This is a genomic window from Leifsonia poae (genome assembly GCF_050632865.1).
Classification (GTDB): Bacteria; Actinomycetota; Actinomycetes; order Actinomycetales; family Microbacteriaceae; genus Leifsonia; species Leifsonia poae_B.
In genome coordinates this window covers 793,759-817,056 of record NZ_JBODSA010000001.1, presented here as the reverse complement: position 1 = coordinate 817,056, position 23,298 = coordinate 793,759, and the positions used below count along the sequence as shown (strand labels likewise).

Annotated in this window: 24 protein-coding genes and 1 tRNA gene; 12 read left to right on the top strand and 13 right to left on the bottom strand. The window is 70.8% G+C overall.

Translation table 11 applies throughout. The features are described 5' to 3' along the window. Window positions 1-47 precede the first annotated feature (47 nt). The 6 genes from ACRAWB_RS04100 to ACRAWB_RS04075 are packed head-to-tail and all read left to right on the top strand — an operon-like array spanning window position 48 to window position 6,246. Window positions 48-1,481, top strand: a complete 1,434-nt coding sequence (locus ACRAWB_RS04100; protein WP_431352177.1) for a fumarylacetoacetate hydrolase family protein — start codon at window positions 48-50, stop codon at window positions 1,479-1,481. Next, window positions 1,463-2,143, top strand: a complete 681-nt coding sequence (locus ACRAWB_RS04095) for a GntR family transcriptional regulator (protein ID WP_431352176.1) — start codon at window positions 1,463-1,465, stop codon at window positions 2,141-2,143. Before ACRAWB_RS04100 ends, ACRAWB_RS04095 begins: the two co-directional genes overlap by 19 nt. Before the next feature lie 26 nt (window positions 2,144-2,169). Beyond that, a complete protein-coding gene (gene hpaE / locus ACRAWB_RS04090) occupies window positions 2,170-3,732 on the top strand; it encodes a 5-carboxymethyl-2-hydroxymuconate semialdehyde dehydrogenase (RefSeq protein ID WP_431352175.1) in 1,563 nt (520 codons plus the stop codon). 47 nt (window positions 3,733-3,779) lie between these two features. Next, window positions 3,780-4,913, top strand: coding sequence for a 3,4-dihydroxyphenylacetate 2,3-dioxygenase (gene hpaD, locus ACRAWB_RS04085; protein WP_431352174.1), 1,134 nt, complete (start codon window positions 3,780-3,782; stop codon window positions 4,911-4,913). Window positions 4,914-4,953: 40 nt separating this feature from the next. Next, window positions 4,954-5,397, top strand: coding sequence for a hypothetical protein (locus ACRAWB_RS04080; RefSeq protein ID WP_431352173.1), 444 nt, complete (start codon window positions 4,954-4,956; stop codon window positions 5,395-5,397). A gap of 33 nt (window positions 5,398-5,430) precedes the next feature. Beyond that, on the top strand, window positions 5,431-6,246 hold the full coding sequence (locus ACRAWB_RS04075; protein ID WP_431352172.1) for a hypothetical protein: 816 nt from the start codon (window positions 5,431-5,433) through the stop codon (window positions 6,244-6,246). Between the two features lie 8 nt (window positions 6,247-6,254). On the opposite strand, the gene ACRAWB_RS04070 is transcribed toward ACRAWB_RS04075, so the two are convergent. The 3 genes from ACRAWB_RS04070 to ACRAWB_RS04060 are packed head-to-tail and all read right to left on the bottom strand — an operon-like array spanning window position 6,255 to window position 8,206. Continuing rightward, window positions 6,255-7,382 (bottom strand): FAD-dependent oxidoreductase, encoded by a 1,128-nt coding sequence (locus tag ACRAWB_RS04070; RefSeq protein ID WP_431352171.1) that lies wholly within the window; start codon window positions 7,380-7,382, stop codon window positions 6,255-6,257. A 41-nt stretch (window positions 7,383-7,423) separates the two neighbouring features. Beyond that, the gene (locus ACRAWB_RS04065; RefSeq protein WP_431352170.1) at window positions 7,424-7,762 is read right to left on the bottom strand and encodes a hypothetical protein; all 339 of its coding nucleotides are present in this window, start codon (window positions 7,760-7,762) and stop codon (window positions 7,424-7,426) included. Between the two features lie 48 nt (window positions 7,763-7,810). Beyond that, window positions 7,811-8,206 (bottom strand): VOC family protein, encoded by a 396-nt coding sequence (locus tag ACRAWB_RS04060; protein ID WP_431352169.1) that lies wholly within the window; start codon window positions 8,204-8,206, stop codon window positions 7,811-7,813. A 140-nt stretch (window positions 8,207-8,346) separates the two neighbouring features. On the opposite strand from ACRAWB_RS04060, the gene ACRAWB_RS04055 reads away from it, so the two are divergent. Both ACRAWB_RS04055 and ACRAWB_RS04050 read left to right on the top strand, forming a co-directional pair. Further along, window positions 8,347-9,789, top strand: coding sequence for an MFS transporter (locus ACRAWB_RS04055; protein WP_431352168.1), 1,443 nt, complete (start codon window positions 8,347-8,349; stop codon window positions 9,787-9,789). A 48-nt stretch (window positions 9,790-9,837) separates the two neighbouring features. Beyond that, on the top strand, window positions 9,838-10,167 hold the full coding sequence (locus ACRAWB_RS04050) for a hypothetical protein (RefSeq protein WP_431352167.1): 330 nt from the start codon (window positions 9,838-9,840) through the stop codon (window positions 10,165-10,167). A 24-nt stretch (window positions 10,168-10,191) separates the two neighbouring features. Here ACRAWB_RS04050 and ACRAWB_RS04045 read toward each other — a convergent pair whose 3' ends face one another. Then, window positions 10,192-12,534, bottom strand: a complete 2,343-nt coding sequence (locus ACRAWB_RS04045; protein WP_431352166.1) for a cell wall-binding repeat-containing protein — start codon at window positions 12,532-12,534, stop codon at window positions 10,192-10,194. Between the two features lie 192 nt (window positions 12,535-12,726). On the opposite strand from ACRAWB_RS04045, the gene ACRAWB_RS04040 reads away from it, so the two are divergent. Next, entirely contained in the window at window positions 12,727-13,056 is a 330-nt protein-coding gene (locus ACRAWB_RS04040) for a hypothetical protein (RefSeq protein ID WP_431352165.1), read from the top strand. Between the two features lie 77 nt (window positions 13,057-13,133). Further along, a complete protein-coding gene (locus tag ACRAWB_RS04035) occupies window positions 13,134-13,487 on the top strand; it encodes a hypothetical protein (protein WP_431352164.1) in 354 nt (117 codons plus the stop codon). Window positions 13,488-13,550: 63 nt separating this feature from the next. Here the strand turns inward: ACRAWB_RS04035 and ACRAWB_RS04030 are convergent. From ACRAWB_RS04030 to ACRAWB_RS04010, 5 genes are all read right to left on the bottom strand, one after another. Continuing rightward, window positions 13,551-13,622 (bottom strand) — tRNA-Gln (locus tag ACRAWB_RS04030). A gap of 57 nt (window positions 13,623-13,679) precedes the next feature. Beyond that, complete coding sequence (locus ACRAWB_RS04025) at window positions 13,680-14,621, bottom strand: NAD(P)/FAD-dependent oxidoreductase (RefSeq protein WP_431352163.1); 942 nt, start codon at window positions 14,619-14,621, stop codon at window positions 13,680-13,682. 4 nt (window positions 14,622-14,625) lie between these two features. Next, window positions 14,626-16,143 (bottom strand): glutamate--tRNA ligase, encoded by a 1,518-nt coding sequence (gene gltX / locus ACRAWB_RS04020; protein ID WP_431352162.1) that lies wholly within the window; start codon window positions 16,141-16,143, stop codon window positions 14,626-14,628. Window positions 16,144-16,168: 25 nt separating this feature from the next. After that, complete coding sequence (locus ACRAWB_RS04015; protein WP_431352161.1) at window positions 16,169-16,954, bottom strand: fumarylacetoacetate hydrolase family protein; 786 nt, start codon at window positions 16,952-16,954, stop codon at window positions 16,169-16,171. A 10-nt stretch (window positions 16,955-16,964) separates the two neighbouring features. After that, window positions 16,965-17,444 carry a MarR family winged helix-turn-helix transcriptional regulator gene (locus tag ACRAWB_RS04010; RefSeq protein WP_431352160.1) on the bottom strand — a complete coding sequence of 160 codons (480 nt, stop codon included), beginning with the start codon at window positions 17,442-17,444 and terminating at the stop codon, window positions 16,965-16,967. Window positions 17,445-17,569: 125 nt separating this feature from the next. Between ACRAWB_RS04010 and ACRAWB_RS04005 the strand changes: the two genes are divergently transcribed. Then, on the top strand, window positions 17,570-18,223 hold the full coding sequence (locus ACRAWB_RS04005) for a hypothetical protein (RefSeq protein ID WP_431352159.1): 654 nt from the start codon (window positions 17,570-17,572) through the stop codon (window positions 18,221-18,223). Further along, entirely contained in the window at window positions 18,220-18,570 is a 351-nt protein-coding gene (locus ACRAWB_RS04000) for a Fe-S protein (protein WP_431352158.1), read from the top strand. Before ACRAWB_RS04005 ends, ACRAWB_RS04000 begins: the two co-directional genes overlap by 4 nt. A 15-nt stretch (window positions 18,571-18,585) precedes the next feature. On the opposite strand, the gene ACRAWB_RS03995 is transcribed toward ACRAWB_RS04000, so the two are convergent. The 4 genes from ACRAWB_RS03995 to ACRAWB_RS03980 form a co-directional block, all read right to left on the bottom strand. Further along, window positions 18,586-19,401 carry a ketopantoate reductase family protein gene (locus tag ACRAWB_RS03995; RefSeq protein ID WP_431352157.1) on the bottom strand — a complete coding sequence of 272 codons (816 nt, stop codon included), beginning with the start codon at window positions 19,399-19,401 and terminating at the stop codon, window positions 18,586-18,588. Between the two features lie 49 nt (window positions 19,402-19,450). Further along, window positions 19,451-20,581: a branched-chain amino acid aminotransferase gene (locus ACRAWB_RS03990; protein WP_363808382.1), complete on the bottom strand. Its 1,131-nt coding sequence runs from the start codon at window positions 20,579-20,581 to the stop codon at window positions 19,451-19,453. Window positions 20,582-20,606: 25 nt separating this feature from the next. Further along, on the bottom strand, window positions 20,607-21,662 hold the full coding sequence (locus tag ACRAWB_RS03985; RefSeq protein WP_431352156.1) for a 3-isopropylmalate dehydrogenase: 1,056 nt from the start codon (window positions 21,660-21,662) through the stop codon (window positions 20,607-20,609). 73 nt (window positions 21,663-21,735) lie between these two features. Continuing rightward, on the bottom strand, window positions 21,736-23,268 hold the full coding sequence (locus tag ACRAWB_RS03980; RefSeq protein ID WP_431352155.1) for an MFS transporter: 1,533 nt from the start codon (window positions 23,266-23,268) through the stop codon (window positions 21,736-21,738). Window positions 23,269-23,298: the final 30 nt, after the last annotated feature.

The following is a 23,298-nucleotide window of genomic DNA, read 5'->3' as shown; positions in this document are numbered from 1 at the left end:
AATACAGTCCTCCCGGACCTTCCCCGACGACGAGGAGCACCACGCACGTGACCGACATCAGCCGCCCCGGCAAGATCATCGCGGTGCACCTGAACTACCGGTCCCGGGCCGCGCAGCGCGGCCGCACCCCGGCCCAGCCGTCGTACTTCTTCAAGCCCTCCTCGTCGATCGCCGCGACCGGCGGCGAGCTCGAGCGACCCGCCGGGACCGAACTGCTCGCCTTCGAGGGCGAGATCGCGCTCATCATCGGCCGCCCGACCCGCCGCGTCTCTCCGGAGGAGGGCTGGGCGGCGGTCTCCGGCGTCACCGCCGCCAACGACTTCGGGCTCTACGACCTGCGTGCTGCGGACAAGGGCTCCAACGTCCGCTCGAAGGGCGGCGACGGGTTCACCCCGCTCGGGCCGTCCGTCCTCGACGCCGCCGGCCTCGATCCCGCCGCCCTGCGCGTGCGCAGCTGGCTGAACGGGGAGCTGGTCCAGGAGGGCACCACCGACGACCTCCTCTTCCCCTTCGGCCGTCTGGTCGCCGACCTCTCGCAGCTCATGACGCTCGAGGCGGGCGACGTCATCCTGACGGGGACCCCGGCCGGCTCGTCCGTGACCGAACCCGGCGACACCGTCGAGGTCGAGGTGGATGCGCCGACCGCGCCGGGCGCGCCGAGCACCGGCCGTCTGGTCACCCGCATCACCGCGGGCAGCGTCCCGTTCGGCGACTTCGGGACGAAGCCCAGCGTCGACGATCACCAGCGCGCGGAGGCGTACGGCACCCCCGAGACGCCGGCATGGTCGCTCTCGGACGATCTCCGCGCCAAGCTCGCCTCCGTCGCCACCGCGACCCTCAGCTCCCAGCTGCGCAAGCGCGGCCTGAACAACGTCAGCATCGACGGCCTCACCGCCACGCGCCCCGACACGAAGGTCGTCGGCACCGCGCGGACGCTCCGCTACGTCCCGAACCGGGAAGACATCTTCGACTCGCACGGCGGCGGCTACAACGCGCAGAAGCGCGCCTTCGACGGCGTCGGTCCGGGTGAGGTGCTGGTCATCGAGGCACGCGGCGAGCGGGGCAGCGGCACCGTCGGCGACGTGCTCGCCCTGCGCGCGCAGGTCAACGGCGCCGCCGGGATCGTGACCGACGGCGGCGTCCGCGACCTCGCCGTGGTGGCCGCGCTCGACATCCCGACGTACCACAACGGCCCGCACCCGGCGGTGCTCGGCCGCAAGCACGTGCCGTGGGACACCGACACGACGATCGCCTGCGGCGGCGCGACTGTGCAGCCGGGCGATGTGATCGTGGGCGATGCGGGCGGGCTGCTCGTCATCCCGCCCGCGCTGGTCGAGGAGGTCGTGGACGCGGCGATCGAGCAGGAGCGCGAAGAGGAGTACATCGCCGAGCAGGTGGCCGCCGGCCACCCGGTCGACGGGCTGTTCCCGATGAACGCCGAGTGGAAGGAACGGTACCGCGCATGGCGGACGCAGCAGTGAAGGCGGTCGCGCCGAGCAAGTCGCAGCTGGCCTACGACTTCATCCGGGCGCGCATCGACGATGGTCGCTACGTGTCGGGCTTCCGGCTCGTGCTCGGGCAGATCGCGGGCGAGCTCGACATCAGCGTCGTTCCCGTGCGCGAGGCCATCCGCCGGCTGGAGGCCGAGGGCTTGGTGACGTTCGAGAAGAACGTCGGCGCACAGGTCGCCCTGCTGAAGGAGGCCGAGTACACCTACACGATGGAGACGCTGGCACTCGTGGAGGGCGCGGCGACCCAGCAGTCGGCGCCGTTCCTCACCCCCGAGCACCTGGAGCGGGCGCGCGCGATCAACCGCGAGATGATCGCCTGCCTCGACGACTTCATCCCCCACCGGTTCACGCAGCTCAACCAGGAGTTCCACGCGGTGCTGTTCGAGGAGTGCCCCAACCCGCACATCCTCGACCTGGTGCACCGCGGGTGGAACCGGCTGACCGTGCTGCGGGACTCCACCTTCAGCTTCGTGCCCGGCCGCGCCCGCGAGTCGGTCGACGAGCACGAGCACATCCTCACCCTCATCGAGTCCGGGGCTCCGCCGCTGGACATCGAGCTCGCCGCCAGGAACCACCGCCTGGCCACCCTGGACTCGCTGCACGCGTACCAGAACGAGCACAAGCAGCACTGACCCACCGATCGGAACGGAGGCCGCGCATGGCGCAGCACGCAGTGTCCACCCACCATGTCCCGGAGAATCTGCCGGCGAAGATCCAGCACTTCATCGACGGCGAGTTCGTCGACAGCGTCTCGGGCAAGACGTTCGACGTGCTGGACCCGGTGTCGAACGACACCTACGTGCAGGCCGCCGCAGGGCAGAAGGAGGACATCGACCTCGCGGTCGGCGCCGCCACCCGCGCGTTCAAGACCGGTCCGTGGCCGCGGATGAAGCCCCGCGAGCGGGCCCGCGTGCTGAACCGGATCGCCGATGCCGTCGAGGCGCAGGATGCGCGGCTCGCCGAGCTGGAGACCTTCGACACCGGGCTGCCGATCACACAGGCGCTCGGGCAGGCGCAGCGCGCGGCGGAGAACTTCCGCTTCTTCGCAGACCTGATCGTGGCGCAGGCCGACGACGCCTACAAGGTGCCGGGCAGCCAGCTGAACTACGTCAACCGCAAGCCGATCGGCGTCGCGGGGCTCATCACCCCCTGGAACACGCCGTTCATGCTGGAGAGCTGGAAGCTGGCTCCCGCGCTGGCGACCGGCAACACGGTCGTGCTGAAGCCGGCTGAGTTCACGCCGCTGTCGGCGTCGCTGTGGGCGACGATCTTCCGTGAGGCGGGTGTGCCGGACGGCGTGTTCAACCTGGTCAACGGTCTCGGCGAGGAGGCCGGGGACGCGTTGGTGAAGCATCCGGATGTGCCGTTGATCTCGTTCACCGGTGAGAGTCGCACCGGGCAGATCATCTTCGGGAACGCCGCGCCGTTCCTGAAGGGTCTGTCGATGGAGTTGGGCGGCAAGTCGCCCGCCGTGGTGTTCGCGGATGCCGACCTGGAGGCCGCGATCGACTCGACCCTGTTCGGCGTGTTCTCGCTGAACGGCGAGCGGTGCACGGCCGGGTCGCGGATCCTGGTCGAGCGGCCGATCTACGAGGAGTTCTTGTCGCGGTACGCGGAGCGGGCGAAGAACATCGTCGTCGGCGACCCGCACGATCCGAAGACCGAGGTCGGGGCGCTCGTGCACCCGGAGCACTACGAGAAGGTCATGTCCTACGTCGAGCTGGGCAAGCAGGAGGGCCGGCTGCTCGCCGGCGGCGGCCGCCCCGAGGGGCTGGAGACCGGCAACTACGTCGCGCCGACCGTGTTCGCCGACGTGCCCGCGGACGCCCGGATCTTCCAGGAGGAGATCTTCGGCCCGGTCGTCGCGATCACCCCGTTCGACAGCGACGAGGAGGCGCTGGAGCTCGCCAACGGCGTCAAGTACGGGCTCGCCGCCTACATCTGGACCAGCGACCTGGAGCGCGCGCACACGTTCGCGCAGAACGTCGAGGCCGGGATGGTGTGGCTGAACTCCCACAACGTCCGCGACCTCCGCACGCCGTTCGGCGGTGTGAAGGCCTCGGGTCTGGGACATGAGGGCGGCTACCGCTCGATCGACTTCTACACCGACCAGCAGGCGGTCCACATCACGCTGGGCCCCGTCCACACCGCCCGATTCGGCGCCGCCGTGCACCAGCCGGAGGAGGCCGAGGAGGCCGCCGAGGACGCCGGCGACGCCTGACCCCCACTTTCCGACCGATCCACCCTCAGCGCAGAGAGAGCACCACCATGACCATCACCCCCGGCTCCCCCGAGCCCATCGTGACCGCCGGCGACCCGATCCCGGCACCGACCGACCGCATCCCCACCCCGAAGGCCACCCCGCCGGACGTGGTGCGCTGCGCCTACATGGAGCTGGTCGTCACCGACCTGGCCGCAAGCCGCGAGTTCTACGTCGACGTGCTCGATCTCGTCGTCACCGAGGAGGACGAGAACACCGTCTACCTGCGCTCGTTCGAGGAGTTCATCCACCACAACCTCGTGCTGCGCAAGGGCCCGGTCGCCGCCGTCGCCGCGTTCGCGTATCGGGTGCGCACGCCGGAGGACCTGGACCGCGCGGTCGAGTTCTACACCGAGCTCGGCTGCCGTGTGGAGCGTCGCGCCGAGGGCTTCACGAAGGGCGTCGGGGACTCGGTGCGCGTCGAGGACCCGCTCGGCTTCCCGTACGAGTTCTTCTACGAGGTGGAGCACGTCGAGCGTCTGGCCTGGCGCTACGACCTGTACACGCCCGGCGCCCTGGTCCGCATCGACCACTTCAACCAGGTGACCCCGGACGTCCCGCTCGCCGTCGCCTACATGGAAGACCTCGGATTCCGCGTCACCGAGGACATCCAGGACGAGGCCGGCACCACCTACGCCGCGTGGATGCGCCGCAAGCCGACCGTGCACGACACCGCGATGACCGGAGGCGACGGCCCGCGGATGCACCACGTCGCCTTCGCCACCCACGAGAAGCACAACATCATCGCGATCTGCGACAAGCTCGGCGCCCTCCGCCGCAGCGACTGCATCGAACGCGGCCCCGGCCGCCACGGCGTCTCCAACGCCTTCTACCTCTACCTGCGCGACCCCGACGGCCACCGCGTCGAGATCTACACGCAGGACTACTACACCGGCGACCCGGACAACCCCGTCGTCACCTGGGACGTGCACGACAACCAGCGCCGCGACTGGTGGGGCAACCCGGTCGTCCCCTCCTGGTACACCGAGGCCTCGCTCGTGCTCGACCTCGACGGCAACCCGCAGCCGCTCACCAGCCGCACCGACGACTCCGAAATGGAGGTCACCATTGGCGCCGACGGCTTCTCCTACACCCGCAAGGGCGACGAGGCGCAGGGCTTCAAGCTGGGCGCGCAGGTCTGATCGGTCGCGCGGAGGGCCGGCGGTCGGCCAGGATGTCGACATGAGGCGGCGCGCGTGGGTGGTCGCGGCAGCGACCGCGCTGACGCTCGTCGTCGCCGCCGGCGCCGTCGGTCTGGCCGCGGCGGCTCAGTCGGCCGGCATCATCCGGCCGGCGGCGATGTGCCTGCCCGCACCGCTGCACGCACGTCCTGCCGTGGTGCATCCCGGGCAGACGGTAGCGCTGTCGAGCGGTCCGGCCGCCTGCGACCTCGGATACGCGCGGGACCGGCTCTACGTCGTCGTACTCCAGCATCGGGATGTGCACACGCCGCCGCTGCACGTCGCGGTCGCCCGGGACGGCCGCTTCGAGACCGAACTGGTGGTCCCCCCGGACTTTCCCCGCGGCGAGGCCGTGCTGAGCGTCGAGGGCAGTCCGTATGACGAGTGCGACGACACCGGCAGCGCCTCCTGCGCCGGCTACTGGGTGCCCGTCGTCGTGGAATGAGCCCTGATAGGGTCGCCCCATGATCCATTGGGGGTGGTCCGCGTCGCCGCGGCCTTGGTCGTGGTCGGTGCGGTGGGGTTGACGTCGGGATGCGCGCTGCTCGCGCCACCGCCGCATCCGTCGCCGACGCCGACGGCCGTCGACTCACCCGACGCCGAGCCCGCCGCCGCGTCGTACCCGCAGCTGCAGCTCCGCGGTCAGACCATCGCCACCGGGCGCCTCGTTCCGATCGAGCACGACCCGGTCGACGACCCTCATGCTGACCACCCGCTGACCGGCGCTGTGCGGGTGACGGTAGACGATGAGGGCACGATCCAGGTCCGGATCACGCCGGACGACCCGGCAACCGCCGACCTGACGGGGCTCAGCCTGTTCATCACGGGAACGCGCCACGACGGACAGCCGGAGAGCATCCAGAGCAACCTCCAGTTCGGGCTCGTATCATCCCTGGACCGCACGGAGCCGAACGGAGAGCTGGTGCTGCCGATCGGAGGCCAGTTCCCCGCCCTCGGCGACCCCAGCTGGCTGCACTCGGTCGAGGAGAGCCTGCCGGGCGACGGCCGGGTGTTCGCCGCCGCATCCCTCAGTTGGACCGTGCCCTCCCCGTACCCGGGGCTCACGGTGAAGGACTCCGGCCTCATCCCGTTCGCCCGCGGCAAGGCCCTGATGGAGGACGGCGTGCTCACCACCTACGTCCCGAACCCGTACGACACGATCACGGCGGTGACTCACCGCTTCGGCATCACCGAGACGCAGCTGCTGTGGCTGAACCCGTGGATGGTGCAGACCGGCTCCAATCCCGAGCTGAAGTACGGGATCGGCGTCAACCTCGACCCGGCGCGCCGCTGACCCGGGGCTCAGGCGTCGGGTGACGCGACCGCCAACCGGAACCGCTCCGCCGCGGGCTCGCCATGGAGCGCGAGGCGCGCGAGCACGTCGCCGAGCGCCGGCCCGAACTTGAAGCCGTGCCCGGAGAACCCGGTCGCGATCACGACCGGGCCGACGCGGTCGAGCACGAACTCCTCCTGCGGCGTGCTGTCGTAGAGGCAGCTGATGCCCTCCGGGCGCGTGGAGTCGACGCCCGGCACCCAGTCCGCGACGTAGCGCTGCAGGCCGGCCAGCCGGTCCGGGTCGATGGTGCGGTCGCGGTGGTCCGGGTCCACCTGGGGCCCGACACCGTGGAAGCCGACCTTCACGCCCTCCCCCGGTGTCAGCAGGCCGTAAGCGCCGGTCACACCGTCTTCGGTGGGGTGGTGCACGAAGCTCGGCCAGGCCGCCTCGCTGTCCGCGGGGCCGGCCACCAGCGGGAAGTGCGCCGGCTGCTCCTCGGTGACCCGGACCGTCGGAAGCTCCACGCCGCGCGCGTCCAGGAACGGACGCAACAGCTCGGGCGTCCACGACCCCGCAGCGACGACGACGGCATCGGCGGTGTGGACGCCGTCGGAGGCCGTCACCGTCACTCCGTCGCCCGTCTCGGCGATGTCCGTCACACGCGCGCCGAACCGCAGGTCCGCTCCGGCGGCGGCCGCCGCGTCGAGCAGCGCCTCGATCGCGTCCGCCGCTCGAAGGCGTCCACCGCCCGGGCTGAACAGCACGTGCTGCTCGAACCGCAGCCCCGGCCAGCGCGACGTCGCCTCGTCCGCGGTCAGCCACTCGTACGGGAGCTCGGCCGCATCCTGCGCTTCGGCGATCGCCGTCAGCGCGGCGAGGTCGCCGTGATCGAGAGCGCCGGTCGGGTCGAGCAAGCGACGCCCGCTGACCCGCTCGAGGTGCGTCCACCCTTGGAGCGCCCGCACGGACAGCTCCACGTAGTCCTGCTCGGTGTAGCCGTGCCGGAAGATGCGCGACCCGCCGTGCGACGAGCCGCGGTCGTGCCCGCGCTCGAACGCCTCGAGGAGAACGACGGACGCGTCCTCGCGGGCCAGCGACCAGGCGGTCGCGGCGCCGACCACGCCCGCACCGATGACGATCACACGCGCAGCCATGCCGTCACCCTATCGAGCGGGTTCCCGGCTGTTTCGATTTGTTAATGCGAACCCAGGTAGGAGCCCGACATACTGAATCCGCCGCGCGGGTCCGGCGACGGCTCCGGCTCGTCGAAACGCGGATTCGGCTTGCCCGGGAGGCTCTGCGGGGCCCGGTGGGAGCGTCGCGCCGCGAGGATCCCGAGGACGGTCAGCGCCAGGAGCACGGCTCCGGCCGCCACGAGCAGCCAGCCTGCGGCCTCGCCCCAGGTGATCAGCACGATCCCGAACGGAGCCGTCAGCCACACTCCGAGACCGGCGACGCAGCTCAGCACCACGAACAGCGCGACCCGCCGGCGTCGGCGCTCCTCCCGCTGCAGTCCCTCCATCAATGCGCTCATCGGCGACCACCCCCTTGGGCTCACCTAGCGGCACGGCGACCGATTCCGTCAGCGTGTCGGCCGCTCGACCACCTCGAAGCGGTTGCCGTCGGGGTCGGACGCGGCGAACATCGGCGGAACACCGGTCCATCGCAGCAGCTCCCCCACATCCACTCTCCGCTCCCTGAGGGTCGCGTGCGTCCGCTCGGCGTCGAGCGTTTCGAACCGGATCCCCGTCTCCACCCCCGCCGGAGCGCTGTCCGTCGCGCTGACGAGCGAGACCGACACCGGGGAGCCGGGCGGCGCGAGCATGATCCAGCGCCCGCCCGTCTGCGGGAGGGGCGCATCCACCAGGACACGGAAGCCCAGCACGTCGCGGTAGAACGCGAGCGCGCGGTCCTGGTCCGCGACCGGGATGCCGATGGTGTTGACGCCGACGATGCCGGCTCCGTCGCTGTCCGTCATGGCGGTATCCTCCCGCGTCGCGGTCGGCGCGGGTAGACCCTGGTCATCGGGTGGGTATCCCCCAGGCGCGCGGTCTGTGCCAGCATGACGCCCGGGGCTTGGGATGAACGAACCGTCTGCCGCAGACGGGAGGACCCTCGATGACGACACCGACCTCGCCGGGCGACACCACGGAGCCCGCTGTCGTCCCCGCGCGCAGACGGGCCGTCGGCCTGCTCGTGGTGATGGAGTTCGGAAGCGGCTTGATCCAGGGGTGGTATCCCCCGCTGCTCGCTGCGATCGGGACCGAGTTCCATGTCACGCCGGCGCAGCTGAACTGGGTCTCGACGGGCTATCTGCTGGCCGCCGTCGTCTGCGTCCCCCTGATCGGAAGGCTCGGCGACCGCTTCGGCCACAAGCGGATGCTGACGACCGTGGCCGCGTCCAGCGCTCTCGGTTCGATCCTCGTAGCGCTCGCGCCCGGTTTCGGCGTGCTGTTGCTGGGCCATGCCCTGCAGGCGTTGTTGCTGGCCTCGCTCCCCCTCGAATTCGCCATCGTCCGGAACCGGGACCAGATGTCCTCCAGCCGCTCGATCGGGAAGCTCGTCGGCGCGCTCACCGTCGGCGCTGCTCTCGGCGGCCTCGGGTCGGGTCTCGCATATGGCGCCTTCGGGGCTCTGCGCCCCGCGCTGTGGATTCCGGCGGCCTTCATGATGTTGTGCGCGCCCATGGTGTGGTTCCTCGTGCCGGAGTCCAGCGTCCGTGCGCGTGGCCGGGTGGACCTGCTCGGCGCCACCCTGCTCAGCGTGGGCCTCGCGGCCGTGCTGGGCGGCGTCTCGAACGCCTCGACCTGGGGATGGAGCACTGCCGCGACCTGGTGCGTCATCGCCGTCGGGGGCGTCCTGCTCACAGCGTGGGCACTCGTCGAGAAGCGCGCCGTCGATCCACTCGTCGACCTGGCCATGCTCAGGCGGGCAGGGATCCGGCTGCCCATCCTGGTGGCGTTCCTCTTCGGTGCGCAGCTCTACGGGAGTCAGACGGCGTCGTCGGTGTACCTGCTGAACGACCCGGCCGTGCTGGGTTTCGGTCTCGGGATCAGCCCGGCTCTGGCCGGCACGTTCGTTCTCGCGCAGGCCGGGGCCGCCTTCGTCTCCGCGACGAACGGCTTCCGGCTCTCCGCCCGCATCGGGCCGCAGGCGACGGTCGCGCTGGGCGCTGTGCTCGGTTCGCTGAGTTTCGTGGCGCTGATCCTCGTCCCGCACTCGCTCGCCGTGTTCTACGCCGCGTGGGTGGTCCGCGGCCTCGGCAACGGGCTCGTCGTATCCACGCTGCCCGCCATCATCGTCGCGCGTGCGCCCGCGGACTCGGTCGGTATCGCGTCCGCGCTCTACAGCACCGCCCGGATCTCCGCGGGTGCGATCGCCGGAGCGGTGTTCGCGCTCGTGATGTCCAGTCTCCTCATGACGTACACGACCGAGGGCGGCACGCAGACGACGACCTCGTTCGCCGGATACGCGGCCGTATGGGCGATCTGCGCGGCACTCGATCTCGTGGTCGGCGCTCTCTCGCTCCTGATCGGCAGGACGGCGACCCGAGGCACTTGAGAGATGCGCACGACCGCCATTGGATGGAGTCCTACGAAGGGAGAGCCGGTGTCCACCGACCAGTATCACGAGCCGCCGAACGAACTCGGCGAGGAGACGCGGACGTTCGCCCGCATGTGCGCGAGCCTGTCCGAGGAGGCGGAGGCGATCGGCTGGTACGAGCAGCGCATCGCCGTCGAGAAGGACGAGGTCGCGCAGGCGATCATGCTCGACTCCCTCGCCGAGGAGTACAAGCACTTCAGCATGGAGCTGGAGTTCCTGCTTCGGGCGAAGCCGCAGTGGCGGGAGACCGCGAAGGGGATCCTGTTCCAGGACGGCGACATCGTCCAGCACGGCGAGGAGGCGGAGGAGGCCGCGGAGGACGCGCCGGCGGGGTGATCCCGCACCGGCGCGTCCCTGCGGTCAGCGACCGGTCGGGCGCTCCGTTCCCTGGTTCACCCGAAGGAGCGGGCCGACCGGCTGGCCGGACTCCGCTGCACCGCTGCCGAAGGCCGTGACCTTCTTACCCGTCACCGGCGCGGACGCCGGGTAGGCGGGAGCGATCACCGAGAAGACGTCGGCGCAGCTCTCCAGCGCCGCGACGCTCCCGTGCAGGACCGTCGCGCCGCCGACCAGCGAGATCTTCGTCGCGCCGAGGAAGTACGTGTCGTCCAGCGTGCGCTGTGGGACGCAGTTCGGGAGGGTGATGAACAGCGGCGACGCTGTCTTCCCTGACCAGGCCGAGGCGCCCAGCGCGTCCGGGAAGTTGAGCCCGTTCGCCAGGATGACCCGGCTGCTCGTGATGAACGCCGTCTCGACGACCTGCTGCGACGAGTCGAACCGGTCGGAGCCCGCCAGGTGCACGACTGTCCCGTACTTCGCGAAGTCGGCGACGAGCGATGGCGACATCACGGCCGAACCGCCAATGATCACGATCTTGCTCGTCCCGAGCGACTGCAGCAGTGCGGCGGTCGGCGCATCCACCGAGGTGGTGTTGCCGTTCACCAGGAGGAGCGGAGCGTGCAGACTGCCCGCGGCGCCACCGGCGCTCAGCGAGTCGGGGAAATTCAGCCCCGTCGAGACGTACACGATCGGCGCCGTCTTGAAGGAGTGCTTGATGACCGCCTGCGACGTGCCGAACCGGTCGCTGCCGTACACACGCTGCACGTCCGGGGAGAGCCCCTTCAGCGCGTTGAACACCGCAGAGCCGACGACCGCAGGGCCGCCCACGACCACGATGTGCGCCGGGTGCAGGCGGGTGATCTCCGCGGAGACGGACGCCGGCAGGTAGGTGGGCGCCGTGAGCAGCAGCGGGCCCGAGTCCTGCGCGGCCGCCGGACCGCCCGAGAGCGCGTCCGGGAAGGAGATGCCGTTCGCGACATACACGGTGCCGACGGCGGAGGCGTCGGGATACGCAGCCTTCGAGACGGCGACCGAGGTGTCGAAGCGGTCGCTGCCGGAGGTGCGGCTGACGGTCACGACGCGGAGCGTGTAGGTCTGCGTGACCGAGTCCTTGTACGTGTCCGTCGCCGTCAGATCGAACGTGTAGTCGCCCGGCGTCGTGGCCGTGCCGACGATGGTGTCGCCCGCAATGGTCAGGCCGGTGGGCAGCGTCCCCTTGGTGACGGAGAAGGTCAGCGCCTCGCCCGACCAGGACCACGCCGCGATCTCCTTCGAGTAGGACGTTCCTGCCGGGACGACGCCGGACACGCTGCCCAGGAAGGAGACCGGCTCCCAGTACCCGTAGACGCTGGCGCCCGCGCCGAATGCGACGGTGTTCGTGAAGACGTCGACCCCGACGTGGGGCGCGGTGGCCGTCGGGATGGGGTTGGTGGCGGTGGTGGCCGTGCCGGTGACCGTGTCGACCTGGGCGATCTGCGCGTTGTTGAGCGCGATCACCGTCTGGGTGGTCGGGTCCACGCCCAGGGCCTGCACCCCAGCGCCGAAGGACGAGGGCAACGTCACCGGGGACGCCGCCGTGTGATCCGGACCGTGGACGACGGACAGCGTGGAGAGCGATGCGAAGCCGACGTAGGCGTTGTGGTGTGCCGGGTCCACGGTCAGAGCGGACGGGGCCGCCGGGAGGTTCACGGTGCCGGAGACGGTGGACGACGCCTCGTCGACGACGGCCACCTTCTGCCCGACCGCGTCGAGCGCGTAGAGGGTCCCGGCCTGGCTGTCGACCTCGACGCGCGTCAGCGTCCCGCCGACCGTGATGGGGGTGCCGACGGCGAGCGTCGTCTCGTTGACGGGCACCAGGGTCCCGTCGGCCCCGGTCGCCACGAATACCGTCGCGCTGCTATGGTCCACGGTCAGATCGCGGACGTCGCCTGCGACCGTCGCCGTGCCGGTGACCGTGTTGGTGCGCTCGTCGATCCGATAGAGCTTGTGCTGCCCCGCGTCGAGCGCCCAGACCAGCGCCCGCGTCGCGTCGACACCGAGGAGCGGAGCGGTGGCGCCGGAGAGCGGCACGGACCCGATCACGTCACCCGAGAACTCGTCCACGATCTTCACCTGACCGGCGAGACCCGCGAACGCGTGCGCGGTGTAGGAGTCGACCGCGACATCGGTGACGGTGCCGACTGTGCTCGAGAACGCACCCAGCCAGACGCCGTTGCCGGGATTCGCGGACGCGGGCACCGCGCCGAGGGCGGCGAGCCCGGTGGCGGCGAGTGCGGCGGCGGTCAGCGCAGCGACGGTGCGCCGACGGGGATGCGCCGTTCCGGATCGTTCGACGACGGGGACGGAGGCGGCGCGATCACGCAACGGCGGCTCACTTTCGAGAAGGGCTCGCTTCTGAGAGCGCGAGCATCCCGCTCAGTCAAGACCATCGGGCACGGAATACGTCTACCCCAATGAGGGGGACGCTTCCCACCCACCTGGTTTGGGGGTGCGACGAAGCCCCCGCCGTCGATGTCCTCCGCTAGCGTCGCATCGAGCCCTATTGGAGGAGGCCCGATGCCCATACTGTTCTCCATCGGGTGGATCGTCCTCGTCGCGACCGCGATGATCGTGTTCCGCCGACGAATCGTCGACCTCCTGATGCGCATCGCGGCACAGACGGAGGACGAGGTGTCGCAACGACGCGACCTCACGATCGGGGTGATCCTGGTCGCCGCGTTCATCTACGTGCTGGCAGGCTCCCTCGCCGCGTACACATTCCTGCCGGCCGCCTTGCGGACACTCCCGCTCGCCATCGGTCTGCCGGTCTGCGGACTACTCGCGATTCTGTATTGGGTGCGGTTCTCCAACGCGGGACTCTCGGTGCTCGGGTGGCTCCGACGGTGACGGACGCGCTAACGCCCGGCACGACGAGTGTCCGAACCGGACGGGTCCGTTGGTATCGGCGCCGTCCCCCGGCGGGGATGCCGCGGTTCGCGCGCCGGGTCTGGTGGGCGGGGCACGTGCAACTATTCGTCGCCGCCGCCGTGGTTCCAGCCTCCGTGGCGGTGTGGGCTGTCGGGCTCGCGACCCCTGAGCTTTCGGCATTCACCTTCTACGCCGTCCTCGGGCTGGCGATGGTGGCGCCCTTCGTGTGCTCCGGCCTCATGCTCCGCTCGTTCGCGGGCGACCTTGCACTGGACTCGACCTCGACGTGGTTCCGGGTATTCCAGCTCGTGCTCGTCGTGCTGGGGATCGCCGTCACGTCGATCGGCTTCGTCTTCTTCGACGTCTTCGTGCTGCTCTTGTTCCTCGGCGGATTGGTCACCGCATTCTGAGACGCGGGCAGCAAAAAAGCCCCGGCCAGCTGTTTTTCAACAGAACGGCGGGGCTATTCACTGCTGGGGTACCTGGACTCGAACCAAGAACAACTGAACCAGAATCAGCCGTGTTGCCAATTACACCATACCCCACTGCTCCGAACCGCGGCCCGGGCACGAGAACCAACTCTAGCCTACGCGCGGGCCGGACTACAAAACGGCGGCGCCGTCCAGCGACAGTCCGATGAGGTCGCGGTTGACGGCCGCCGCGACCACCGCGCCGGAGCCGGCGGCGACGATCAGCTGCTGCGGTCCGGGCGCCGTCGTCTCGCCCGCGGCGTAGACGCCGGGAACGGAGGTGCGGCCCTGTGCGTCCGTCACCAGGTAGCCGTCGGAGTCGCGGTCCAGGTCCAGCGCGTCCGCGAACGCGAGCTGGGGCGACCACACCGGGCGGAGGAAACCGCGCGCCCGCTCGATCACGGTGCCGTCCGCCAGGCGGACGCCGGTCAGCACACCCTTCTCCCCCACGACGTCGTCGATCGGGCGGCGCTCGATCGCCACGCCGAGCTGGGCGAGCATCCGCTCCTCCTCAGCGTCGACGACGTCGGCGGCGTTCGTGAAGACGATGAGGTCGTCCGTCCACTGGGTCAGCAGCAGGGCGCGCTCGGCGAGATCCGACGTCTCGCCGATCAGGGCCAGCGGCTGGCCGGCCGTCTCGTAGCCGTCGCACTCGACGCAGCTGTGCAGCTGGGTGCCGTAATAGGCGCGGAGGCTCGGGATGGCGGGCATCGTCTCCGACACGCCGGTCGCGATGACCACCGCGTCGGCCCGGGCGTCCACATCGGCGCCGCCGCGCACTCCGCGGCCGGTGACGCGGAAGCCGTCGCCCTCGAGCTCCACGGCGCCGACCTGGGCGAAGACGACCGAGGCGGTGTCGTAGGCGTCGACCTCCTCGCGGCCGAGGCGGCGCAGCTCGAGCGGCGAGATGCCGTCGCGGGTGACGAAGCCGTGCGCCCGCAGGGTCGCCGCGTGGCGGGGACGGTTGCCGTCCACGACGAGCACCCGCCGCCGCGCCCGCGCGAGGTTCAGTGCGGCCGACAGTCCGGCCGGTCCCCCGCCGACGACGACGACCTCATACGACTCCTCGCTCACGCCGTCACCCCAGCGTCGCCGACAGCCGGTCGAGGCGGGCGATGGTCTCGGCCTTGCCGAGGATCTGCATCGACTCGAACAGCGGAGGCGACACCCGGCGACCGGAGATCGCGACGCGGAGCGGACCGAACGCCACGCGCGGCTTGAGCCCCAGGCCCTCCACGAGCGCGTCGCGCAGCGCGGCCTCGATCGCGTCGTGCGTCCACTCGGCCTCGGGCACGAGCTCCAGCGCGCCGAGGGACGCGGCCAGCACCTCGCCCGCGTTGTCGGGCAGCGAGGCGCGGGCGTCGTCCTCGATCGTGAGCGATGCGGCGTCCGTGAACAGGAAGCCCAGCATGCCGGGCGTCTCGCCGAGCAGCTGCACGCGCTCCTGGACAAGCGGCGCGGCCTGCGCGAGCACGTCGTGCTGAGCGGGCGTCAGCGGCTCCTCGACGACGCCGGCCGCGGCCAGGTACGGGATGGTGCGCTCGGTGAAGTCCGCGACATCCAGCAGGCGGATGTGGTCGCCGTTGATCGACTCGGCCTTCTTGAGGTCGAACCGGGCCGGGTTGGGGTTCACATCCTTCACGTCGAACGCCGCGACCATCTCGGACAGCGAGAACACGTCGCGGTCGTGCGTCAGCGACCAGCCGAGCAGCGCCAGGTAGTTCACCAGGCCCTCGGGGATGAAGCCGCGGTCCCGGTGGTGGAACAGGTTCGACTCGGGGTCGCGCTTGGAGAGCTTCTTGTTGCCCTCGCCCATGACGTACGGGAGGTGCCCGAAGCGCGGGACGAAGGTGGTCACCCCGGCGTCGATGAGCGCGTGGTACAGCGCGATCTGGCGCGGGGTGGACGAGAGCAGGTCCTCGCCGCGGAGCACGTGCGTGATGCCCATGAGCGCGTCGTCCACGGGGTTCACGAACGTGTAGAGCGGGTGGCCGTTGGGGCGCACGACGACGAAGTCGCTGAACGAGCCGGCCTTGAAGGTGATCTCGCCGCGCACCAGGTCGTCGAAGCTGAGGTCGTCGTCGGGCACCCGGAGGCGCAGCGCGGGCTCGCGGCCCTCGGCGCGGTACGCCGCCTTCTGCTCGTCGGTGAGGTCGCGCTCGAAGTTGTCGTAGCCGAGCTTCGGGTCGCGGCCGAGCGAGACGTTGCGGGCCTCGATCTCCTCCGCCGTGGCGAAGCTCTCGTAGATGTGGCCCGACTCCTTCAGCCGCTCGATGAGGTCGCGGTAGATGCCGTAGCGCTGCGACTGCCGGTAGGGGCCGTCCGGACCGCCGACGTCGATCCCCTCGTCCCAGTCGAGCCGCAGCCAGCGGAGCGCTTCGAGGATCAGCTGGTAGCTCTCCTCGCTGTCGCGTGCCGCGTCGGTGTCCTCGATGCGGAAGATCAGCTTGCCGCCGGTGTGCCGGGCGTACGCCCAGTTGAACAGCGCCGTGCGGATGAGGCCGACGTGCGGCGTCCCGGTCGGCGACGGGCAGAAGCGCACGCGCACATCGGCGCCGGTGGCCTCGGAGAAGGGGTGAGCGATCGAGTCAGACATACGTCCTCGATCTTACCGGGAGGGCCTACTTCGCAGCGCGCACCGGATTGACCAGCGACCCCACTCCGTCCACCTCGACCTCGACGGTGTCGCCGGGCTTCATCGGCCCGATCCCCGCCGGCGTTCCGGTGAGGATGACGTCGCCCGGCAGCAGCGTGAACACGCTCGACGCGTAGGCGATGATCGACGGGATGTCGTGCACCATGTCCGAGATCGGCGCCTCCTGCTTCAGCTCGCCGTTCAGGCGGGTGCGCAGCACGGCATCCGAGGCCAGCTCGGTCTCGATGACGGGCCCGAGCGGGCAGAAGGTGTCGAAGCCCTTCGCGCGCGTCCACTGGCCGTCCTTCTCCTGCAGGTCGCGGGCGGTGACGTCGTTGGCGACGGTGTACCCGAAGATGTGGTCGGCCGCGTCCTCGGCGGTGACGTTGCGCGCGATCTTGCCGATGATGACCGCCAGCTCGCCCTCGTAGTCGACGCGCTCGGACTGCGGCGGCTGGATGATGGCGTCGCCCAGCCCGATGACGGCGGTGTTGGGCTTGAGGAACAGCAGCGGCTCGCCCGGCGCCTCCCCGCCCATCTCAGCGGCGTGGTCGCGGTAGTTCTTGCCGACCGCGACGACCTTCGACCGCGGGATGACCGGCGCCAGCAGCGAGCCGACTTTGCCGAGCGGGACGCGCTCCCCGGTGGTCTCGAAGCCGACGAACATCGGGTCGCCGGCGAGCACGACGAGGGCGTCCTCGTCGACGATGCCGTAGTCGATGGCGGGGGTCGTCGAACCCTCGCGGGTGTGGCTGAAACGTGCGATCTTCACGGGATCGAGCCTAGCGCCGTCCGGTGGGGCGCCCGTCGGAATAGCCGGCGTGCACCTCCGGGTCGAGACCGTGGGCAGCCGCGAGCTTCGCGATGAGGGCCGCGAACGTCTCGCGCTCGCCCTCGTCGAGGGGAGCCAGGATGTCGGCGTTCTGCGTCTGGGCCGCGACCCGGACCTCCTGGAGGGTGCGCTCCCCGGCCTCCGTGACGTCGAGGCGGTGGTTCCGGCGGTCCTCGGGATCGCGGGTTCGGACGACGAGACCGGCCCTCTCCAGAGAGTCCACGAGCACGACGACGCGGCTCGGGACCGTGCCGAGCCGGGTCGCGAGCGCCCGTTGGCTGAGGCCCGGCTCCCGCGCGACGATCCGGAGCACGCCGGCCGTGGCCGGAGTGAGTCCGGAGGGTTTGACGAGGTCGGCGAAGCGGGCGGACGCGAACGCTCCCAGCTGGGAGAGGAGGAATCCGGTACGGGCAGGTCGGCGGGCGGGCACGATGGCATCATAGCGCGATTGACAGAACGATTCATAGTGCGCATCATTAATGCCATGACTGATTTCATCGACCACGGACCCGGGCGACGCCGATCGGGGGTCCTCCGCCCGGCCCCCTCGCGATCGTGTCTCTCGCGCTCACCCTCGCCGGCGTGATCGTCCTGATCGCCGGGACCGGATCGGCTCCCGACCCCTTCGCCGCGCCGCAGGAGGTCGCGGCCTGGTACGGCCTGAATCAGGCCGCCGTGCGGATCGGTGCGCTGCTCCAGTTCGGTGCGGCCGTCCCGCTCGGCATCCTGGCGGCGACGGTGTACGCCCGCCAGCTCCGCCTGGGTGTGCGCGTGCCGGGACCGGTGATCGGCTTGTACGGCGGCATCGCCGCATCCCTCTCCCTCATGACGTCTGCGCTCATCACCTGGTCGCTCAGCTACCCGACCGGCCCGGGCGCCGATGGCACCGTCGCCGCACTCGCGCGGGTTGCCTTCGGGCTCGGCGGGGTCGGATACGCGACCGGCCTCGGCCTCCTGATCGCCGGGATCGCGGTTCCGGCGTACATCCTCCGGCTGTTCCCGCGCTGGCTCGCGGCGATCGGGCTCGTCCTCGGCGCACTGGGCGAGCTGTCGTTCCTCTCGCTCGCCCTCGATCCCCTGCAGTTCTTCCTCCCCGTCGTCCGCTTCGGCGGGGGCGTGTGGCTGATCGCCGTGGGCTTCCTGCTTCCGGTGTCCCGCCCAAAGCGTGGCCCGCGGACTGATGCCGGGTCTGTCGAGGTGGTCTCGTGACGATCCTGCGCGAGGCGCTGGTCCTCGTCCATCTGGTCGGTTTCGCCCTGCTGCTCGGCGGTTGGGCCGCACAGGCGATCCGCCGCGCCTACACGACGACGCTCCTGTTCCGCATCGGACTCGGCATCATGATCGGCTCCGGGCTGTTGCTGGCGATCCCGTTTCCGGCCGGGATCCAGCTCGACTACGTGAAGCTCGCGGTCAAGCTCGTCGTCGCCCTCGCCATCGGCGGGATGTTCGGCGTGGTCATCACGCGCGAGCGCGGCGGCAAGCCGACGGCGGGACCGTTTTGGACCATCGGCGCGCTCATCCTGCTGAACGCGGTCATCGCCGTCTTCTGGCACTGACCGGGGCGCGTCGCCTCAGGCTGGCTCACTGAGCGTCGCCACGATCCGGGTCACCGCCGGCGTCGGGATGCCGTGCCGCTCGCCGATCCGGACCAGTGCGCCGCCGAGAGCGTCCAGCTCGCTCGGGGCTCCGGCCGCGAGGTCTTCCTGCAGGGAGGTGCGCATCCCGCCCGGGACGCTGCGCAGCGCGCGCACCAGGTCCAGCTCGGAGGCCGGGACGCCCTCGGCGGCCGAGCAGGCGACCACCTCGGAGACGACCGCCTCGGTCAGCTCCGGGTCCTCGCTGAGCGCGGCGCCGGCCGGCTGCCGCCAGTACGAGGTGAGCAGCGCGAGGGAGGCGAGCAGGCGGAACTTCGCCCACAGGACCTCCGCCTCGCTGCCGCCGACCCGGACGCTCGGCCCGGCGTCCGTCAGCGCCCGCACGGACGCGAACCCGGCTGCCGCCTCCGGCGCCTCGATGCGGACGAACGGGCTGCGGTGGTCGATCACCGTCGGAGAGGCGCGCAGTGCCGACACCGCGACCGACGCGCCCGCGACCGGCACACCGGGCAGCGCGGCGCGCAGCGGCGCCATGTGCTCGACGCCGTTGAGGAACGAGATCACCTCTGCCGGACGGGCGGCGACGATGCCCGGGAGCACATCGTCCAGCCCGTACGCCTTGGTGGCCAGGATCACGCTGGCGCCCTCGGGCACCTCCGTCTCGGCGCGCACCCGCTGGACGCCGTCGCCGAACGTCGCGCTCCGCACCTCGATGCCGTCCCGGCGGATGGCGGCGACGGTCGCCGGCCGGCCCACGGCGACGACCTCCTCCCCGACCGCTGCAGCAGCCACGCGAAGAGCCCGCCGACCGCGCCCGGACCGACGACCGCGAACACCACGCTTACGCGTCCAGGCGGTACATCCAGTTGTGGCGGTCGCGCTCGCGCCCGTACTGGATGTCGGTCAGCTCCTGGCGCAGCGACATCGTCAGCTCGCCCGGAGGGGCGGTGATGTCGCCGACCGTGAAGGTGTCGGACTTGAGCTCGCCGATCGGCGTGATCACCGCGGCCGTGCCGCACGCGAACACCTCGACGATGTCGCCGGACTCGACGCCGTCGCGCCACTCGTCGATCGTGACCTTGCGGCGCTCGACCTTGTGGCCGCGGTCGCGGGCGAGCTGCAGCACCGAGTCGAGGGTGATGCCCTCGAGGATGCTGTCGGACTCGGGAGTCACGAGTGTGCCGTCCTTGTAGACGAGCACTACGTTCATGCCGCCGAGCTCTTCGAGGTACTTGCCCTCGACCGAGTCGAGGAACAGCACCTGCGCGCAGCCGTGCTCGTAGGCCTCGGCCTGCGGAAGAAGGCTGGAGGCGTAGTTGCCGCCGGTCTTCGCCGCGCCCGTGCCGCCCTTGCCTGCACGCGACCAGCGGTCGGACAGCCAGATGGACACGGGGGCCACGCCGCTCGGGAAGTACGCGCCTGCCGGGCTCGCGATCAGGTAGTACGCGACCTTGTTGGCCGGCCGCACGCCGAGGAACGCCTCCTTGGCGAACATGAAGGGACGCAGGTAGAGGCTGGTCTCCGGCGCATCAGGAACCCAGTCGCCGTCGACCGCGACGAGCTGCTTGAGCGAGTCGAGGAAGTGCTCCACCGGGAGCTCCGGCAGGGCCAGACGGTAGGCCGAACGCTGCATGCGGGCTGCGTTGGCCTCGGGGCGGAAGGTCCAGATCGAGCCGTCCTCGTGGCGGTACGCCTTCAGGCCCTCGAAGATCTCCTGCGCGTAGTGGAACACCGCGGCCGAGGGCTCCAGCGAGATCGGGCCGTAGGGCGAGACGCGCGGACGGTGCCAGCCGCCCTTCGCCGACCAGCAGATGTCGACCATGTGGTCGGTGAAGTAGTTGCCGAATCCCGGGTTCGCAAGGATCTCGGCGCGCTCCGCCGCCTCGCGGGCGGCTTCGTTGCGGCTGACGTTCCAGAGCAGGCCGGAGGTCTCGGTGGGTCCGTTGGTGAGGGAGATGCTGGTCGAGGTCATGACAGTCCTTTATGCGACGGGTGATTCAATTCTGCGCCACTCGGGCGGCGATCGCGTCGCCGATCTCGGCGGTCGTTCGCACAGCGCCCGTGCGGGCGGCGAGGTCGGCGGTCACCGCGGACTCGATCCGCGCGGCGAGCTCGGGCTCGCCCAGGTGGCGGAGCAGGAGCGCCGTCGAGAGGATCGCGGCGGTGGGGTCGGCCTTCTGCTGGCCGGCGATGTCGGGGGCCGATCCGTGAACCGGCTCGAACATGCTCGGGAAGGCCCCGGCCGGGTTGATGTTGCCCGAGGCCGCCAGCCCGATGCCGCCGCTGATCGCGGCCGCGAGGTCGGTGAGGATGTCGCCGAAGAGGTTGTCCGTGACGATCACATCGAATCTAGCAGGATCCGTCACGAGGAAGATGGTCGCCGCGTCCACGTGAAGGTAGTCGACCGCGACATCGGGATGCTCGGCGGCCACCGCGTCCACGATCCGCTTCCACAGCGAGCCCGCGAAGGTCAGCACGTTCGTCTTGTGCACCAGCGTCAGCTTCTTGCGGCGCTGCTCCGCCTGGTCGAAGGCGTAGCGGACCACCCGTTCGACGCCGAAGGCCGTGTTCACGGAGACCTCGTTGGCGATCTCCTGCGGCGTGCCCTGGCGGATCGCTCCCCCGTTGCCGACGTACGGCCCCTCCGTGCCCTCCCGGACGACGACGAAGTCGACCTCGCCCGGATCGGCGAGCGGGCTCGCGATGCCGGGGAAGAGCGTGGTGGGCCGCAGGTTGACGTAGTGGTCGAGCGAGAACCGCAGCTTCAGCAGCAGCCCGCGCTCGATGTTCGCGCCGGCGAGCCGCGGGTCGCCCGGCTTTCCGCCGACCGCCCCGAGCAGGATCGCGTCGTGGCCGGAGATGGCCGCCAGGTCGTCGTCCGTGAGCACGTCGCCGGTGGCGAGGTAGCGGTCGGCGCCGAGCGAGAAGTGCGTCTTCTCGAACGCCAGGTCGCTGCCGGCGGTGACCGCATCCAGCACCTTCACCGCCTCGGCGATGACCTCCGGACCGATCCCGTCACCCGGGATGACGGCGAGCTTGACGGAACGGGACATGGCACTCCTGCGCTGGTTCGATGGGCGGATCCGGTCCCGCTACTCTATCGTCGCGCGCTTGCCGCGCCGCCCGTCAGGAGCGGACGCGGCGCAGGGTGACCAGCGCGACGACAGCGGCGGCCGCCACCAGTCCGACGCCGATGACCGCTGTCACACCCACACCGCTGTCGAACGCCGCGCGCGCCGAGGTGAGCAGCTGCTCCGCGAGCGGTGCCGGTAGCCCGTTCGCCACGGTCACCGCGCCGCCCAGCGTCTCCCCCGCCGCATCCGCCTGCGCGGACGTCAGGCCGGTCGGCACGACCAGAGCTGCGCGGTAGGACGCGGTGATCAGCGTCCCGAGCGTCGCCGTGCCGAGCACCGCGCCCAGCTCGTACGCGGTCTCGGAGACAGCGGACGCGGCGCCCGCCTTCGCGGCCGGTGCGGTCGAGATCACGAGCTCGTTCGACACGGTCTCGGCCGCGCCGATACCGGCGCCGAGGAGCACGAAGGACGCGAGCAGGACGCTCCAGGGAGCGCCGCCGCCGGTCAGCGCGACCAGCAGGTACCCGGCCGCCGACAAGGTCAGACCGCCCGCGATCACCACGCCGGGCCGGATGCGCCGCGCGATCGGCACGACGACGAGGCCCGCGACGATCATCGTCAGCAGCCCCGGCAGCAGCACGAGGCCCGACTGCAGCGGCGTCAGCCTGATCACCAGCTGGAGGTGCTGGGACACGAAGAACAGGAAGCCGACCAGCGACACCACGCTCAGCAGGTTGACGACGACCGCGCCGCTGAAGGCGGGACGCGTGAACAGGCGCATATCGAGCATCGGGATGGGTCGCCGCAGCTGGCGGCGCACGAACAGCGCCCCCGACGCGATCCCGACCAGGATGGCGACCACCGCGACGAGCGAGAAGCCGTCGACCGCGAGCGTCTTGATGCCGTAGACGATCGGCGCCATGGTGAGCAGCGAGAGCACGATGCCCGGCGCGTCCACCGGTCCCGGCTCCGGGTCGCGGGACTCGCGCACCAGCAGCGGGGCGAGCACCAGCAGCGGGATGAGGACCGGCACCGCGAGCAGGAAGACCGACCCCCACCAGAAGTGCTCCAGCAGCACGCCGCCGACGATCGGCCCCAGCGCGGAACCCGCGGCGAAGCCGGCGGCCCAGATGGCGATGGCGAGCCGCCGTTGCTCGCGGTCGAGGAACACGCTGCGCAGCAGCGACAGCGTCGACGGCATCAGCATGGCGCCGAACACGCCGAGCAGCGCACGGGCGCCGATCAGAAGCTCGGCGCTCGGGGCGAAGGCGGCCAGCGCCGACACCGCGGCGAAGCCGGTCGCACCGATGAGCAGGAGGCGACGCCGGCCGATCCGGTCGCCGAGGCTCCCCATGGCGACGAGCAGTCCGGCGAGGACGAGCGGATACACGTCGACGATCCACAGCATCCCGGTCGCGCTCGGCTTCAGCGCCTCGGAGATCGATGGCAGCGCGAAGCTCAGCACGGTGTTGTCGACCGAGACCAGCAACGTCGGGAGCATGAGCACCACGAGCGCCGCCCACGCGCGCCCGCCGGCCCGGGGCGGGACGGCGACGGGCAGACGGGTGCTGGCGGTGGCGGACATGCGTCTACTGTACCGTCTGGACGGTACAGT

Excerpts from the sequence above, each read along its gene's own strand:
- ACRAWB_RS04080 (WP_431352173.1), top strand. The coding sequence starts at position 4,954 with ATGAGGCGGCGCGCGTGGGTGGTCGCGGCAGCGACCGCGCTGACGCTC.
- ACRAWB_RS04035 (WP_431352164.1), top strand. The coding sequence starts at position 13,134 with ATGCCGCGGTTCGCGCGCCGGGTCTGGTGGGCGGGGCACGTGCAACTA.
- ACRAWB_RS04055 (WP_431352168.1), top strand. The coding sequence starts at position 8,347 with ATGACGACACCGACCTCGCCGGGCGACACCACGGAGCCCGCTGTCGTC.
- ACRAWB_RS04070 (WP_431352171.1), bottom strand. The coding sequence starts at position 7,382 with ATGGCTGCGCGTGTGATCGTCATCGGTGCGGGCGTGGTCGGCGCCGCG.
- ACRAWB_RS04060 (WP_431352169.1), bottom strand. The coding sequence starts at position 8,206 with ATGACGGACAGCGACGGAGCCGGCATCGTCGGCGTCAACACCATCGGC.
- hpaD (WP_431352174.1), top strand. The coding sequence starts at position 3,780 with ATGACCATCACCCCCGGCTCCCCCGAGCCCATCGTGACCGCCGGCGAC.
- ACRAWB_RS03985 (WP_431352156.1), bottom strand. The coding sequence starts at position 21,662 with ATGTCCCGTTCCGTCAAGCTCGCCGTCATCCCGGGTGACGGGATCGGT.
- ACRAWB_RS04065 (WP_431352170.1), bottom strand. The coding sequence starts at position 7,762 with ATGAGCGCATTGATGGAGGGACTGCAGCGGGAGGAGCGCCGACGCCGG.
- gltX (WP_431352162.1), bottom strand. The coding sequence starts at position 16,143 with ATGTCTGACTCGATCGCTCACCCCTTCTCCGAGGCCACCGGCGCCGAT.
- ACRAWB_RS03980 (WP_431352155.1), bottom strand. The coding sequence starts at position 23,268 with ATGTCCGCCACCGCCAGCACCCGTCTGCCCGTCGCCGTCCCGCCCCGG.
- hpaE (WP_431352175.1), top strand. The coding sequence starts at position 2,170 with ATGGCGCAGCACGCAGTGTCCACCCACCATGTCCCGGAGAATCTGCCG.
- ACRAWB_RS04095 (WP_431352176.1), top strand. The coding sequence starts at position 1,463 with ATGGCGGACGCAGCAGTGAAGGCGGTCGCGCCGAGCAAGTCGCAGCTG.
- ACRAWB_RS04040 (WP_431352165.1), top strand. The coding sequence starts at position 12,727 with ATGCCCATACTGTTCTCCATCGGGTGGATCGTCCTCGTCGCGACCGCG.
- ACRAWB_RS03990 (WP_363808382.1), bottom strand. The coding sequence starts at position 20,581 with ATGACCTCGACCAGCATCTCCCTCACCAACGGACCCACCGAGACCTCC.